Annotated in this window: 11 protein-coding genes; all 11 read left to right on the top strand. The window is 67.1% G+C overall.

The genetic code is table 11. The annotated features are described in order from the left end of the window. The first annotated feature begins 27 nt into the window (after window positions 1-27). The 11 genes from AC1DBN_RS09705 (at window position 28) to AC1DBN_RS09655 (ending at window position 16,057) form a co-directional block, all read left to right on the top strand. Window positions 28-2,016, top strand: a complete 1,989-nt coding sequence (locus tag AC1DBN_RS09705) for a penicillin-binding transpeptidase domain-containing protein (RefSeq protein ID WP_091716915.1) — start codon at window positions 28-30, stop codon at window positions 2,014-2,016. Window positions 2,017-2,109: 93 nt separating this feature from the next. Next, a complete protein-coding gene (locus AC1DBN_RS09700) occupies window positions 2,110-3,792 on the top strand; it encodes an ABC-F family ATP-binding cassette domain-containing protein (RefSeq protein ID WP_477723087.1) in 1,683 nt (560 codons plus the stop codon). 90 nt (window positions 3,793-3,882) lie between these two features. After that, window positions 3,883-5,076: an MFS transporter gene (locus AC1DBN_RS09695; protein ID WP_091716913.1), complete on the top strand. Its 1,194-nt coding sequence runs from the start codon at window positions 3,883-3,885 to the stop codon at window positions 5,074-5,076. Window positions 5,077-5,112: 36 nt separating this feature from the next. Then, entirely contained in the window at window positions 5,113-6,609 is a 1,497-nt protein-coding gene (locus tag AC1DBN_RS09690; protein WP_091716911.1) for a bifunctional phosphatase PAP2/diacylglycerol kinase family protein, read from the top strand. A gap of 193 nt (window positions 6,610-6,802) precedes the next feature. Then, entirely contained in the window at window positions 6,803-7,768 is a 966-nt protein-coding gene (locus tag AC1DBN_RS09685) for an ABC transporter ATP-binding protein (protein ID WP_091716909.1), read from the top strand. Window positions 7,769-7,773: 5 nt separating this feature from the next. Continuing rightward, window positions 7,774-8,670: an ABC transporter permease gene (locus tag AC1DBN_RS09680; protein WP_091716907.1), complete on the top strand. Its 897-nt coding sequence runs from the start codon at window positions 7,774-7,776 to the stop codon at window positions 8,668-8,670. 13 nt (window positions 8,671-8,683) lie between these two features. Then, window positions 8,684-10,057 carry a sensor histidine kinase gene (locus AC1DBN_RS09675; protein ID WP_477723086.1) on the top strand — a complete coding sequence of 458 codons (1,374 nt, stop codon included), beginning with the start codon at window positions 8,684-8,686 and terminating at the stop codon, window positions 10,055-10,057. Continuing rightward, complete coding sequence (locus AC1DBN_RS09670) at window positions 10,054-10,746, top strand: response regulator (RefSeq protein WP_091716905.1); 693 nt, start codon at window positions 10,054-10,056, stop codon at window positions 10,744-10,746. Before AC1DBN_RS09675 ends, AC1DBN_RS09670 begins: the two co-directional genes overlap by 4 nt. A gap of 58 nt (window positions 10,747-10,804) precedes the next feature. Next, entirely contained in the window at window positions 10,805-11,731 is a 927-nt protein-coding gene (locus AC1DBN_RS09665; protein ID WP_091716903.1) for an intradiol ring-cleavage dioxygenase, read from the top strand. A 10-nt stretch (window positions 11,732-11,741) separates the two neighbouring features. Beyond that, window positions 11,742-13,055: a M18 family aminopeptidase gene (locus AC1DBN_RS09660; protein WP_477723085.1), complete on the top strand. Its 1,314-nt coding sequence runs from the start codon at window positions 11,742-11,744 to the stop codon at window positions 13,053-13,055. A 440-nt stretch (window positions 13,056-13,495) separates the two neighbouring features. Next, complete coding sequence (locus AC1DBN_RS09655) at window positions 13,496-16,057, top strand: WecB/TagA/CpsF family glycosyltransferase (RefSeq protein WP_477723084.1); 2,562 nt, start codon at window positions 13,496-13,498, stop codon at window positions 16,055-16,057. Window positions 16,058-16,342: the final 285 nt, after the last annotated feature.

Raw genomic sequence — 16,342 nt, 5'->3', positions numbered from 1 at the left:
GCATCCAACTCGGTGGATAATGGCGCCATGGGGAAATCAACAAAACTTTCGCTTGCCGTAGCTGCGCTCATTCTCGGAACGTCGCTGGTGGCGTGCGACGACGGACGGGGCGGCGCTGAAGCCGCAGCCCGGCAGCTGGCATCAGCCGTTTCCGGACTCGATGTTGGCGGCGTTGCCTTTGACGGCAAAGACGCTGCGGCAGCAAACGAGCAGCTGAAGAACGTTTTCGCCTCCCTGGACCCGGCTAAGCCCACCGTCGAGGCGGGGGACATCACCCTGGACGGCGAGAACGCCTCCGCGCCCTTGACCTACAGCTGGAAGATCGCCGACAGCGACTGGAAGTACACCACGTCCGCTGCCTTCCGGAAGTCCGGGGACAAGTGGCTGACGGTCTGGAGCCCGGCCAGCCTGGTGCCGGACCTGAACGACTCGGAGATCCTCACCAAAGGCACCCGGTCGCCCCAGCGAGCCGACATCCTGGGAGCAGGAGACGCCCCGCTGGTCACTTACCGGCCGGTGGTGAACGTGGGGATCGACAAGCCGCAACTGGGCGCCGCAGATCCGGCAGACTCCGCCGCGAAATTGGCGGCTCTCGTGGGAGTGGACCCGGCCGGCTACACGCAGCAGGTCAAGGCCTCGGGCGCAGAAGCGTTCGTTCCCGCCATCACGCTGCGCGAAGAAGGCCGCACCGTCACCAACGAACAGATTGCTGCCATCCCCGGTGCCCGCGCCATTCCGGATTCGGTGCCGCTCGCGCCCAACAGGACCTTCGCCCGGGCCGTGCTCGGGTCCGTCGGCCAGGCAACCGCCGAGCAGATCGAAGCCTCGGAAGGCAAGCTGACCGCCGGAGATGCCACCGGCGTCGGCGGCCTGCAGCAGCAGTACGACGAGCAGCTCAGGGGAACTGACGCCGTCGTGATCCGTGCCCAGCGCGCGGACCTGACACGCGAACAGATCCAGTCCGCCGCCACGGACCCGCGCCGGGTCCTCTTCGAAATCGCGCCCCAGCCGGGCACTCCACTCAAAACCACCCTGGATCCGCGCCTGCAGACCCTTGCCGAGACCACCCTCCAGGACGTGAAGCCGGCCTCGGCGATTGTGGCGATCCGTCCATCCAGCGGCGCCGTCCTCGCCGCCGCCTCCGGTCCCGGCAGCAACGGCTACAACACAGCCATGCTGGGACAGTACGCGCCCGGTTCGACGTTCAAGATGGTTGATTCGCTGGCCATGTTCCGCAACGGGCTGACGCCGGATTCGAAGGTGCAGTGCACCCCCACGCTGAATGTTGACGGGCGCACCTTCAAGAATGCCGAGGGCTACCCGGAAGGCTCGCTCGGCTCGGTGACCCTTAGGGATGCCTTCGCGCATTCCTGCAACACGGCGTTCATCGCCGCCCGGGATTCCGTGTCCCAGGGCCAGCTGGAAGCAGCGGCGATGGCCATGGGCCTTGCCGTCGAGGCGCCGTCCCTGGGAGCCGACGCCTTCCTGGGATCCGTCCCCGCGGACGCTGCAGGAACGGAGCACGCCGCTTCCATGATCGGCCAGGGGAAGGTGCTGCTCTCCCCGCTGGCCGCCGCGATGATGGCCGGCGCGGTGGCCAAGGGTGCGCCGGTTTCGCCCCAGCTTGTCCTTAACCCCGACGGCGGTGCTGCCGCCGCCGGGACGGCCAGCGGATCCGTCGCACCGTCGGCCCAGCCCTCCGCGACGGCAAGTGCCGAAGCCCCGTCAACGGCGTCGGACAAACCGATCACCGCCGCCGAGGCAGCCTCCCTGGCTGACATGATGCGCGCCGTGGTGACCTCCGGCCACGCGGGATTCCTGTCCAGCGTTCCCGGCCAGCCGGTGGGAGCCAAAACCGGTACCGCGGAATTCGGCAACGAAAACCCGCCCAAGACCCACGCCTGGATCGTGGCCGTCCACGGCGACCTCGCCGTGGCAGTCTTCGTGGAGGACGGCGGCCTCGGCGCCACCACCTCGGGTCCGCTGCTGAAGGCCTTCCTCACCGCCGCCGGCTAGGGCTTTTCCCGAATATCCGCTGCTGCGGGCCGTCAGGCCCACCCACAGATCCGGACAGAATCACCGGGACCGGGGCGTGGGAAGATGGAGCCCGTGGCTCATATTGACGTTTCCGGCATCGACTACTTCCTCTCCGACGGCACCCAGCTGCTGAACGGGGTGACCTTCAAGGTTCCGGACGGCACCAAGACAGCGCTGATCGGACCGAACGGCACGGGAAAAACCACACTGTTCCGGATCATCGCCGGCGACCTGGTTCCCGACGAGGGCGTGGTGGGTCGCTCCGGGACCATGGGCATCATGCGCCAGTTCGTGGGCCAGGTCCGCGACGACTCAACCGTCCGTGACCTGCTGGTCTCCGCAGCTCCCCCGGCCTTGGCCGCCGCCGCCCGAGAGGTGGACGAGGCGGAGCTGGCCATGCTGGAGGACGACGACGAGCCCACCCAGATGCGCTACGCCCAGGCCATCGTGGACTGGGGCGACGCCGGCGGATACGACGTGGAGACCGTGTGGGACGAGGTGTGCATGGCCGCGCTGGGCCTGCCGTTCGACCGCGCGCAGCACCGCCCGGCGTCGAGCCTCTCCGGCGGCGAACAAAAGCGCCTGGTCTTGGAGGCCCTGTTTGCCGGCCCGGATGACCTGCTGCTGCTCGACGAACCGGACAACTACCTTGACGTGCCCGGCAAGCGCTGGCTTGAGGACAAGCTCAATGAATCCCGGAAGACCGTCTTCTTCATCAGCCACGACCGGGAACTGCTGAACAACGCCGCCGGGCGCATCGTCACCCTGGAACCAGGCATCAGCGGCGCAGGCGCGTGGATCCACGGCGGCGGGTTCGGTTCCTATGTGGAAGCCCGGGCAGACCGCAACGCCCGCTTTGAGGAGCTGCGCAAGCGCTGGGACGAGGAGCACGCGAAGCTCAAGGAACTCGTCAACATGTACAAGAACAAGGCGGCCTTCCGCTCGGACATGGCCAACAGGTACCACGCAGCCCAGACCCGGCTGGCCAAGTTCCTTGAGGCAGGCCCGCCCGAGGCCCTCCCGGTCGAACAGAACGTGCAGATGAGGCTCAAGGGCGGCAGGACAGCCAAGCGCGCCATCGTGGCCGAGCGGCTGGAGCTGACCGGGCTGATGAAGCCCTTCTCCACGGAGGTGTGGTTCGGCGACCGCGTGGGAGTCCTGGGCTCCAACGGGTCCGGCAAGTCCCACTTCCTGCGGCTGCTCGCCACGGTCGGCACGGACCCGGAACGCGAGCACGTGCCGGTGTCCGATGTGGAGATCGCGGAGGTCCCGCACGAAGGTACCGTCAAACTGGGTGCGCGCATCAGGCCCGGATTCTTCGCCCAGACCCACGTCCGGCCAGACCTCCTGGGCAAGACACTGCTGGAGATCCTGCACCGGGGGGACGAGCACCGTTCCGGCCTGGGCCGTGAAGCGGCGGCGGGCGCCCTGGACGGGTACGGCCTGGCCGGCCAGTCGGAGCAGAAATACGAATCGCTCTCCGGCGGACAGCAGGCCCGGTTCCAGATCCTGCTCCTGCAGCTGTCCGGCGCCACGCTGCTCCTGCTCGATGAGCCCACGGACAACCTGGACCTGCACTCGGCCGAGGCACTGGAACGGGCCATCGACCACTTTGAAGGCACCGTCCTTGCCGTAACGCACGACCGCTGGTTCGCACGGACCTTCGACCGGTTCCTGGTCTTCGGTTCCGACGGCAAGGTTTACGAATCCGCGGAGCCGGTGTGGGATGAAAAGCGCGTTGAACGTGCACGCTGAACCGCTGCCGGAGCCAACAGCAGGCAGACGTGACAGCGCACAGTCAGACCCGGGCCGAATCCGCAGGAATCCAGTGGAAGCAGTGAACGCATGAACACCAATACCGGCACGGACCAGGAGGCCGGAGTGACGGCTGCCGCCGCGGCCACCTTCGTGGTTTTCGGCATCAACGGACTTGTCTTTGCCAGCTGGGCGGCGCGCATCCCGGCTGTAACGGAAATCCTGCAGATTACTTCGGGCCAGATGGGAACCCTGCTCCTGTGCACCGCGGTGGGGTCCTTGCTGGCCCTGCCCACGGCCGGCCTGGTGGTGGGCAGGATCGGAACGGCCAACACCGTCCGCTTCAGCGGGGCGCTGGCGGCGGCGGCCGGTGTGGGCATCGCCCTGTCCCTCTCCGCAGCATCAATTCCGGGAACTGCCATTTCCCTGTTCTTCTTCGGAATTGCCATCGGCCTCTGGGACGTCTCGCAGAACATTGAGGGCGCCGACGTCGAACACCGGCTCCGGCGCACCATCATGCCCCAGTTCCACGCGGCCTTCAGCGGCGGAGCCTTTGTAGGTGCGCTGGTGGGTGCCGGGTTGTCCAACCTTGGCGTGGGGCTGCCGCTCCACCTGCTGGTCATCGCAGGCGTGGTGCTGTTGGCAACGCTGGTTGCGCCGCGCTACTTCCTCCCCCATATGGCAGTTGCACTTCCCGAGGGCGAAACCAAGACGGCCAAGGGACCCTCCGCCTGGCGGGACAGCAGGACGCTCCTCATCGGCGTGGTGGTGCTGGGTGCCACCCTCACCGAGGGCGCCGGCAATGACTGGATAGCCAAGGCCTCCGTGGATGGGCTGGGAACCGCTGACTCAACCGGTGCGCTGATGTTCGCGCTCTTTGTCCTGGCCATGACGGCGATGCGGTTCATGGGCGGCCGCGTCATCGACGCCTACGGAAGAGTTGCGGTGCTGCGGGCCAGCATGGCAGCGGCGGCTGCGGGCCTGGGCCTGTTCGTCCTCGCAGAGAACGTCTGGGTAGCAGCAGTTGGCGCAGCTCTCTGGGGCATCGGCGCGGCGCTGGCCTTCCCCATGGGCATGTCCGCCGCGGCTGACGACCCCGCACGCGCGGCGGCGCGCGTCAGCGTTGTATCCACCCTGGGGTATATATCTTTCCTGGCGGGGCCGCCCGTGCTGGGATACCTCGGTGACGTGGTGGGTATCCACCAGGCACTGCTGGCCATCATGGCTCCCATCCTCCTCGCACTGCTCCTGGCCGGAGCCGCGCGGCCGCTCAAGACCGACTAGGAGCCCCCTGCGCGCGGGCGGCGGTAGGGTGTGGAAATGCAGAGCACATGGCGGGGCAGCCACCGATGGATCAGCCGGATGGACAGGTACCTTGTCCGGCATGTTTCAAACCTGCCGGGCGGCAGCCATGACGACTTTTTCCGCCGGCTCTCGGCGTCCGCCAACAATGGGAAACTCTGGATAGCGATCGCCGCGGGCATGGCCGCCTTCCCCGGCAAGACCCGCAGGGCAGCAGTCCACGGCCTCCTGGCCCAGGCGGTCGCCTCCACCGTTACCAACGTCATCTTCAAAACCCTGCTGCCCCGGACGCGGCCGCTGCCGGAACATCTTCCCGTGTTCCGGTTCGTGCATCCGCAGCCCACCAGCTCATCAATGCCCTCCGGCCACTCTGCCTCCGCCGTGGCCTTTGCTGTCGGCGTGGGCCTGGTGCGGCCCGCCATCGGCGCCGCCCTTGCCCCCGCTGCGGCGGGGGTGGCGTACTCCCGGGTCCATACCGGGGCCCACTGGCCTTCGGACGTCCTGTTTGGCTCTGCCTTGGGCGCAGGCGCCGCCCTGGTCACCCGCCACTGGTGGCCGGTGCGGCCACCCATCCCCAAGACCCAGCGCACCGCGGCCTCCGCCCCGGAACTGCCCGGCGGAAAGGGACTCAGCATTGTGGTGAACGCGCTGGGCGGATCATTCACCGATGAAACGGCCGATGCCCTGCGCGAAGTATTCCCTGAGGCGCATATTGTGACGGTCCGGCCCGAAGATGACCTTGTGGAGCAGATCAGCGCAACTGCGGACACTCCCGGAACCAAGGCCCTGGGAGTGTGGGGCGGAGACGGTACGGTCGGGGCAGCGGCGGCTGCCGCCATCGAGCGGTCCCTCCCGTTGCTGGTGCTCCCCGGCGGAACCCTCAACCACTTTGCCCGGGATGCCGGAATCGGGAATCTCCAGCAGGCGGTGACCGCGGCGTCCAACGGCGAGGCGGCTAAGGCGGACATCGGGTTTGTCACGGCCGAGCGCGGCCTGGCCGGGTCGCCGGAAGTGTCCGAGCTGATCATGCTGAATACCTCCAGCATCGGCCTGTACCCCAACCTGGTGCGGCGGCGCGAACAACTGCAGCCGGCCCTCGGAAAGCCGCTGGCGGGAGTGGTGGCCATGTTCCGGACCTTCGCCGCCGGAACGCCCATCACGCTGACTGTGGACGGAACCCCGCACCGGGTGTGGATTGCATACGTGGGGCGTGGCCGCTATTACCCCAGGGACCATGCGCCGCTGCTCCGGCCCGTGCTGGACGACGGCGTGCTGGATTTCAGGATCTTCTCGGCGGATGAATCGTTCGCACGGTTGAGGCTTCTCTGGGCGGTGCTCACCGGAACCGTGGCCAGTTCCAGCATCACCCACCTCCGTGAAGCAACCGAGGTCACCATCCACGCCAACGGCGCACCGATGGCCCTGGCAGTGGACGGCGAAGCGCTGGCCGGGGTGCGCAAGGTGCACTACCGGGTGGTCCCCAGGGCGCTGGTCTACTACTCACCGCAGGCGTAAGACCGGTTGCAGCGCACCCGTCTGTGGGCCACAGACCGGACGCTCCGGTGCGGTCATCCGTCGGGACTACCCTGATTCGCCCCTGAATCATCCCTGAGACCGGCGAAAAGCCCTGCCCGCGTCGGTAGCGTAGGGGGTACCACCTCCCTAAACGCATTCCGCAGCCCAGCGCTGCCGATCAAAGGAACACTCCATGATTGAGGCAACAGACCTGGCCAAGGCCTACGGCGGAAAGACCGCCGTGGCCGGGGTCAGTTTCACAGTCCGGGCCGGACAGGTTACGGGCTTCCTGGGACCCAACGGCGCCGGGAAGTCCACCACCATGCGCATGATCATGGGACTGGACCGGCCGACGTCGGGCTCCGTCACGGTGAACGGACTGCCCTACGCCCAGCACAAGGCACCGCTGCACGAGGTGGGCGCACTGCTCGACGCCAAGGCGGTACACACCAGCCGCAGCGCCTACAATCACCTGCTGGCCATGGCCGCGACGCACGGCATCCCCAAGGCACGGGTCCACGAGGTCATCGAGATGACCGGCCTGGAGGCCGTGGCCAAGAAGAAGGCCGGCGGCTTCTCGCTGGGCATGGGACAGCGGCTGGGCATCGCCGCCGCCCTGCTGGGTGATCCGCAGACACTGATCCTCGACGAGCCGGTCAACGGCCTGGACCCCGAAGGCGTGCTATGGGTACGCAACCTGGTCCGCTATCTCGCGAACCAGGGCAAGACGGTGTTCCTGTCCTCGCACCTGATGAGCGAAATGGCCCAGACCGCGGACCACCTGATCGTCATTGGCCGCGGCAGGATCATCGCCGACGCACCCGTGAAGGACATCATTGCCGGAACCCGCCAGGCCAAGACCCTGGTCCGCACCGACGACGCCCTGCAGCTGCAGTCGCTGCTCGCAGGCAACGGTGTGACGGTGGACCAGAGCGAGCCGGAAACCCTGACCGTGACCGGCCTGGATCCGCGGCAGATCGCCCGGGTGGCCCTGGACAACAGCGTGCTGGTCTACGAACTCACCCCCAAGGTGTCCTCGCTTGAAGACGCCTACTTCGACCTCACCAAGGACGAAGTGGAATACCACTCGCACCTGGCAGGCGGCCCGGCGGGCAGCCAGCCGCAGGCGGCCCCGGCTCCGGCGACGGCAGGAAAGTAAGGACCATGAGCACAACAATCAACAACGCCCCCGCGTCGCGTTCCGCTGCCGGTACCCGGCACAGCCTGAGCTTCGGCGGCGTCCTGCGCTCCGAATGGATCAAGCTGTTCTCCCTGCTGTCCACCCGCATCCTGCTGGTGCTGACGTTCGCAGCCATCATCGGCGTCGGCGTCCTGACCGCGTTCGTCCGCTACAACATCCTCGATTCCATGGCCGCCAACGCCAGGGCCCAGGGGCTGGAACCGTCCTCTGACATGCTGGAGCAGTCCATGCCGCCGGGCTCCGGCCTCGACCTGTACAACCTGCCCAACGCAGGGCTTCAGATCGGCATCCTGATCTTTGGTGCCTTGGCTGTCCTGTTCATGGCCTCCGAGTACGCCACCGGCATGATCCGCTCCACCATGAGCGCCGTTCCGGCCCGCACCCCGGCCTTCGCGGCCAAGGCCATCATCCTGGCGGTGGTGTCCTACGTCATCACCACGGTGGCCGGTGCCGTCACCTTCCTGCTGTCCGTCCCCATGTTCCAGGGCCTGGGGCTTGACCTCTCCTGGTCCACTGACGGCGTGATCTACAGCGTCTTCACCGGCGGGCTGTACGTGGCGGGCGTGGCCCTCATTGGCCTGTCCCTGGGCACCCTGCTGCGCAATTCGGCCGGCGCCATCACCGTGCTGGTGGGCATCTTTTTCGTCATCCCCATCGCGGCGGGCTTTGCCTCACTTATCCCGGGCGACTTCTGGAAGTACGTGCCGCAGTACATTCCGAGCGAAGCGGGCGGCCGTTTCCTGGCCATCGGCGAAATCGACGCCTACATCGACCCCTGGCAGGGCGGCTTGCTCTTCCTGGGATACGTCCTGCTGTTCCTGGTGCCGGCAATGATCGTGCTCAAGAATCGCGACGTTTGACCCTACGGACAGCATGAACGAAGCATCAACGGCAAAGGACGCGCTGGTCGCCGGCAACTGGCAGGCCGCCGCGTCCTTTGCCGAGCTTAACGAGAGGCGCCGGGGCAGGATCCGGCGCTACCTCTACGAACACCCGCGCGTCATGGATGCCGTGGTGGCGCTGAGCTACATCCTCCTGGTGGCTCCCACCGCCGTGGATGCCCTGGTCTCCGGCAAGTGGCTGGCCGCTGCGCTGCTGGGGACCGTGGCGGGGGCACTGTTCCTGCGGCGCTTCCACCCGGTGGGGCTGGTGGCCTTCGTGGCGGTCATGGAAGTCGCCGTGACGCTGCTGCACCCCTGGGGGTCCAACGTGTCCACGGGCCTGTGGTTCTCGCTATATTCCGTGGCGGTGGTGCACACCCGGCGCTTCGCGCTCATCACCATGGCGGCAGCCACCGCACCGCTCGCCCTCCTCTACCTGCTGGCCGCCGTCGGGCCCATGGAAAACTCCTTCGTCCAGGACCAGGGGGCCAACCCGGCGGACTTCCACTTGCTCACCAGCATCGCCACCGGTGCCACCATCGCACTGTCCAACGTCATCGCCACGGGCATCGGCATCGGTGTGAAGCAGCGCCGGGAACATGAGCAGCAGGTTGCCGCGTGGGCCGCGCGGACCGCCCGGCTTGCCTCCGTCAACGAACGCAACCGGATCGCCCGGGAAATGCACGACGTGGTTGCCCACTCGCTGACGGTGATGATCAGCCTCTCGGACGGCGCCGGCGTCGTGGTCCGGAAAAGCCCTGAGCGGGCCGGCGAGGTGCTGGGCGAACTGTCCCGGACGGGGCGGACAGCGCTGGCGGACATGCGCCGGGTGCTGGGCGTGCTGCGAGACGACGCCGGAACGGCCGCCCCGAGGACTCCGCTGGCGGCGGGGCAGAGCCTGGCGAAGCTGCTGGAGGGTTTCCGCACCGCCGGGCTGCCGCTGCACTATTCGCATACTGGCCCGGCGCTGCCCAACGATGCCGCATTCCAGCTCACCGTGTACCGGATCGTCCAGGAATCGCTCACCAACGTGCTCCGCTACGGGCGATCCCTGGGGCGGGTGGACGTGGACATCGCCCGGCAGGGCGCCATGGTGACCATTGACGTGCACGACGACGGCGCAGGCGGGAGTGCCCACCGCACCGATGACGGAGGTGCCCAGGCCGACGCATCGACGGGATCGGGCCTGCCGTTCGGGACCGGACAAGGGCTCGCCGGCATGGCCGAGCGGGCCCGGATCTACTCCGGTACGGTGACCGCCGGACCGGGCGGGCGCGGCTGGCGCGTCCACGCGGTCCTGACCTGCCCGGCCGATGACCGACCCGAACCGATCTCCGCACCCCCCGAACTGCAAGGCAAGGCATGACTGAACACGCACCGATCACCGTCCTGCTGGTGGATGACCAGCCCCTGCTGCGGATGGGATTCCGCCTGATCCTGGAAGGGGAGGACGACCTGCACATCGTGGGCGAAGCCTCCGACGGCGCCGAAGCCGTCAAGCTCGTCCGGAACCTCACCCCGGACGTGGTGCTCATGGACGTCCGCATGCCGGTGCTGGACGGCATCGAAGCCACCCGCGCCATCACTGCCGAAGGGTCCCCGGCCCGCATCATCATCCTCACCACCTTCGATGTGGACGAGTACGCCTTCGCCGGCCTCCAGGCGGGGGCGTCCGCGTTCCTGCTCAAGGACGTGGCGCCGTCGGAACTCATCCACGCCGTGCGGGTGGTGGCCAGCGGGGACGCAGTGGTGGCGCCGAGGGTCACACAGCGCCTGCTGGAAACGTACGTCCGCGGTGCGGCAGCCCCGGCCCCCGCCGCGCAGGCTCCCGACCCCCTGCTGGGGGACCTGACACCGCGGGAAACCGAGATGCTTGAGGCCATGGCGGAGGGGCTGTCCAACGCCGAGATCGCGCACCGGTACTTCCTGTCTGAGGCCACGGTGAAAACGCATGTGCGCCGGATCCTGACCAAGCTGCACCTCCGGGACCGGGTGCAGGCGGTGGTGTACGCGTACGAAACCGGGCTGGTGGTGCCCAGCAACCCCGACTACTGACAGCCGGTTCACAGGAAGGCCCTATGCAGGACATAGGGCCAGGCCCTTTGATGGACTCATGACTTTGCTTCCGCCCCATGAATCCGGCCCTGAGGAACAACAGCCCCACCCAGACCACGACCGGGGGCTGGAGTTCGACCTGTCCACGATGTTGAGTCGGCGGTCGCTGGGACTGTTCCTTGGCGCCGGCGGTGCCGCGGCTGCCCTGGCTGCCTGCACGCCGGGCGGTTCCTCCACGGCCAGCCAGCCGGCGTCGTCCGCTTCCACCGCCTCCGCCACGGCGTCCGCTTCCCCGTCCGCGGCGACTTCCGCCAGCGCCACTCCGTCCCCCACGCTGACCCGCGCCATTGCCGAATGCGGTGTGGAGATCCCGCAGGAAACCGCAGGACCGTTCCCCGGGGACGGTTCCAACGGCCCCAACGTCCTCGAAGCGTCTGGAGTGGTCCGCAAAGACATCACCTCCAGCTTCGGCTCAGCCTCCGCCACCGCCGAAGGCGTCCCGCTGACATTTACGCTGACCCTGCTGGACAACGCCAACGGCTGCACCCCCATGGCCGGCGCCGCCGTCTATGCCTGGCACTGCGACCGGGACGGAAAGTACTCCATGTACGATTCGAGCCTCACCAATGAGAACTACCTGCGCGGAGTCCAGGAGGCCGATTCGAACGGCCAGGTCACGTTCACGTCCATTTTCCCGGGCGCTTACTCCGGCCGGTGGCCGCACATCCACTTTGAGGTGTTCGAGTCCATGAACAACGCGACGGCGGCGGGCCAGGTGCTGGCGGTTTCGCAGATTGCGCTCACCCAGGCCGCATGCGACGACGTCTACGCCACGGCCGGATACGAACGCAGCGTCACCAACATGAAGCGCACCACCCTGCAGTCAGACAACGTGTTTGGTGACGACGGCGGCATCTACCAGCTGGCCACGATGGCAGGTTCGGCGGCCGCGGGCTACACGGCTGGGCTCAACGTCACCATCTAGACTCGGGAGCATGCCTAACCAATCCCCTGCCACAGACCACATCCAGGACCTTGGCGCTTTCGTCAGCGCGTCGCCGTCGAGCTTCCACGCGGCCCACGAGGCCGGACGCCGGCTGGCGGAGGCGGGATTCACCCGGCTGGACGAGCTGGAGCCGTGGGACGGCGGTCCCGGCCAATTCTTCATCATCAGGGATGGCGCACTGATCGCCTGGGTGGTTCCGGAGCACGCCGGTCCCACCACCGGGTTTCACATCCTGGGCGCCCACACGGATTCGCCGTCCTTCAAGCTCAAGCCCAAGCCCACCACCGGCGCCTACGGCTGGCTGCAGGCCGGGGTGGAGGTCTACGGCGGCCCGCTGCTGAACTCCTGGCTGGACAGGGAGCTGCGGCTGGCCGGCCGGCTGGTGATGCTGGACGGCACCGAGCACCTGGCCGCCACCGGACCGCTGCTGCGGTTCCCCCAGCTGGCCATCCACCTGGACCGTGCCGTCAACGACGGGCTGACGCTCGACAAGCAGCGGCACATGAACCCGGTGTGGGGACTGGGCAACCCGGCAGACTTCGACGTCCTGCGGGTCCTGGCCTCCTCCGTGGAAGGCGCCTCCGTTGATCCTTCAGGCATTGGAGGGTACGACGTCGTCATTGCGGACACGCAGGCACCTGCGGTTTTCGGGGGATCGGGTGAGTTCTTCGCATCCGGGCGGTTGGACAACCTTTCCTCCACGCACGCCGGACTGGCGGCGCTGATTGCCCATGCTTCGTCCGGTTCCGGCTCCCCTGACTCTGCTGCTCCGATTGCAGTTCTGGCCGCGTTCGACCACGAGGAGATCGGCTCCAACTCGCGCTCCGGTGCCTGCGGGCCCATCCTCGAGGACGTGCTGGTGCGGATCTCCGACGGCCTCGGCGCCTCGGTGAGCCAGCGGCGGCAGGCCCTGGCGGCGTCGTTCTGTGTTTCCGCCGACGCCGGCCACGCCGTCCACCCGAACTACGCCGAGCGGCACGATCCCGCCAACCACCCCGTGCTCAACGGCGGCCCGCTGCTGAAGATCAATGCGAACCAGCGGTACGCCACGGACGCACCCGGGGCGGCGCTGTGGGCCCGGCTGTGCGGTGAAGCGGGTGTGCCCTACCAGGAGTTCGTGTCCAACAACGCGATCCCGTGCGGCTCCACCATCGGCCCCCTGACCGCCACGCGGCTGGGAATCCGGACCGTGGACGTGGGTGTGGCCCTGCTGTCCATGCACTCCGCCCGCGAGCTGTGCGGTGTGCAGGATCCCTGGCGCCTGGCCTCCGTGGCCGAGTTGTTCTTCCGCACGGCTCTCTAAGTACTCCGCCGGGGTGCCCACAATGTTCCGTGCGGGTACCCACACGGTGTTTGGTTGCGCCTAGTGGGGAAGAGTACCCGCCCCTACGGTGGTGCCATACGGGAGCCCCAAGGGTAGGCGGTCCACGGTTCCGGACCGCTTTTACGGGACCAGACGGTCCTACCCAACGGTCCTCGTCCTAACTGACTGACGCGACGGGGTGCCGGCTTCTGCCGGCCAGGCGGAGACGGGAGTGCAGACCCCGGTTCCGGCTACTTTCCCTGGTCGTGCCGCGACTTTGGAGCCATGAGATGACGTCTGCACCTGGAAAGTCCCGCCGGCACGGCACAGTACTGGGATTATTTGGACTGTTCGCTCCTGGAAGGAGCCCAAGAGGGCGGCGTAGAGACCCGGCCGGCGGGTCTGGGAAAGCCGTACTCGGTGGAGTCGGCGTCGACCTCATGACACAGGAGGCGGCCGTCGCCGCGATCCTGGACCATGCCGCCACCGGTCAGACGCCACTGGGAGTACTCTCGGCGAACCTCGACCACGTGAACCATTTCGGGTCGGGCGGCCGATGGGAGGGGTGCCTGGATCTTGCCCCGGTTAACTGGCTGACCCTGCTTGATGGTGCCCCCCTGGTGGCCAAGGCGGAAGGCCTGACCGGACGCTCCTGGCCGCGCCTCGCAGGCAGCGATCTCATCGACGTGCTACTCGACGGGGCGGATCGCAACGGACTGTCCGTTGGGTTCCTCGGAGGCAGCGTCGAGGCGCAGCAAATGGCTCACGAGCGCTTTCGGCGTGATCGGCCGGCGCTCCGCATAGCCGGGTGGTGGACTCCCCAACGGCAGGACCTTACTGACCGGGCTGAGTGCACGCAGCTCATCGCGGACATCCGTGCATCAGGCGTGGACATTCTTGTGGTCTGCCTTGGCAAGCCCCGGCAGGAATTGTGGATCTCAGAGTACGGAGCCCTGACCGGCGCAAAAGTACTGCTTGCCTTCGGGGCTGTGGTTGACTTCCTGGCCGGCAACATACGCCGCGCGCCGGTTCGTGTTGCCAACGCGGGCCTGGAATGGGCGTGGCGGCTGGCCATGGAACCGCGTCGGCTGGCAAAGAGATACCTGGTGGACGGGCCGGAGGCTTACCTTAAGCTCCAGCGATTCAGCGGCGGAACTGCCGCAACGTCCGCGCTACCAGCAACCGGGAGCGTGGCAGGTGCCGAGCCGCGAAGCACTGCGGCCCCGGGGAGCCGAACAGTGCCACGCGACGGCTTCACGCCGGTCACCGAACATGCCGACGTGGCAGTGCTGGTGGTTACCTATAACAGCGCTTCAGACATCTGCGGCCTCCTGGACAGCCTGTGCCCCGAAACCGGGGAACAATCCATCAAAGTGGTGGTCGCGGACAACTCGCCTGACCCGCTGACCCTGACCATGGCCGCACGCTATGCCGGGGTCGATGCGTTCGCCACGGGAGGCAACATCGGCTACGCGGCCGGGATCAATGCGGCCATGGCCAGGGCGGGAACGGCCGACACGTACCTGGTGCTCAACCCGGACCTCCAGGTCACGCGGGGGGCGATTGGTGTGCTGCGCGCCTCCATGGCCCGAACGGGGGCAGGCGTTGTGGTGCCCGTCCTTCGGGACCCGGACGGCACCGTCTATCCATCCCTGCGCCGGGAACCGAGCATCCTCCGGGCGATGGGTGACGCCCTTTGCGGAAGCAGGTTCCCGGGGCGCCCCGGGTGGCTTTCGGAAATGGATTTCGATGCGGAAGGCTACGTTCACGCCCACAGGGTGGATTGGGCCACCGGCGCTGCCCTGCTCATCAGGTCCGACGTCGCCGCATCCGTAGGCCCATGGGACGAGAGCTATTTCCTCTACTCCGAAGAAACGGATTACCTGCACCGTGTGCGCGAAATTGGATGCACGGTGTGGTTCGAGCCGAAGGCTGCCATGCTGCATTCGCGAGGCGGTTCCGGGCGTTCCGCGGCCCTGGACGCCCTCATGATGGCCAACAAGGTCCGCTACGCCAGCAAACACCACGATGCCGGCTACGCAATGGCCTTTCACCTGATGGTGGTTCTCTCCGCCCTTCTGCGGATGGGACTGCCGGGCCGGAGAGGCACGCTGGGACTGGTCGCAAGGAAGAAGAGATGGGATGCCCTGCCCCACGCGGCCAGCTATTCCAGCCTGCAGAGGGAGGATATCCCCGCCGGAGCCGTGATCATTCCGGCCCACAACGAGGCCTCGGTATTGGGCAGGGCGTTGGAAGCCCTCACGCTTCCCCGTGAGAGCGGCAACGTGGAAATAATAGTTGCCTGCAACGGGTGCACCGACGGGACCGCGGCCATCGCGCAGGCGGTGCCAGGGGTCCGCGTGATTGATGTAGCCGAGGCATCGAAACCTGCCGCCCTTAATGCTGGTGACGAGGTGGCTACGCTCTGGCCCCGGATGTACGTGGACGCAGACGTTGAAGTACCGGTGGAGGCCCTGCGCGCCACCTTTGAAGCACTTTCCGGTGGTGGGGTCCTCTGTGCCCGGCCGCGTTTCACGTACGACACTGCTGGTGCATCCTGGAGTGTCCGCGCGTACTACCGGGCACGTAACCGCCTACCTCAAGCGTCCGCGTCGATGTGGGGCGCAGGGGTCTACGGGCTGAACCGGGACGGACACCAGCGTTTGGGCCGGTTCCCGGAGTTGGCGGCCGAGGACTGCTACCTCGACGGGCTTTTCACGGACAGTGAAAAAGCAGTCCTTGAATGCCCGCCCGTGACGGTCAGGACGCCGCGCACAGGCAGGGCACTCCTGACGGTTTTGAAGCGCACGTATCGCAGCAATTCCGAATTGCCCCATCCCCAAAGTGCCCACACTGCGCGAACACTTCAGGAACTGGCCGCTTCCATCAAAAGTCCTTCCTCGGCTGTTGATGGGTCCGTGTATGCCGTCTTCGCTTTGCTGGGCCGCCTTTTGCCGAGTTCCCACGGATCCTGGGAGCGGGACGAAAGCAGCCGAACCTGACGTTCCCGCTCTGCCGGTCCTCCCCAATGCGGCCAGGGTGTTTTCACGCCGGGTCCGAAGATTTGCTTATTCGCATCTCAAGATGGAGTTAACGTGTTTTCGACATCGAGTTTCACCCCGGGCACCCTTCGCTCGGCAGCGAGCACTTTGGTTTTGATCCTCATCGCCACCACGCTGTCGTTTGCGTCCGTGGTGGTTACGGCGCCTGCCGCCCGCGCGGACGCGTGCACTCCACCCATTACCAATGCCATTGCCTGTGAGAACTCGTTGCCCGGGACCCCGTCC

The sequence above is a fragment of the Pseudarthrobacter sp. 10T415 genome, from assembly GCF_056394175.1.
The sequence above is the reverse complement of the archived record's forward strand: the minus strand, read 5'-3'. Positions and strand labels throughout refer to the sequence as shown.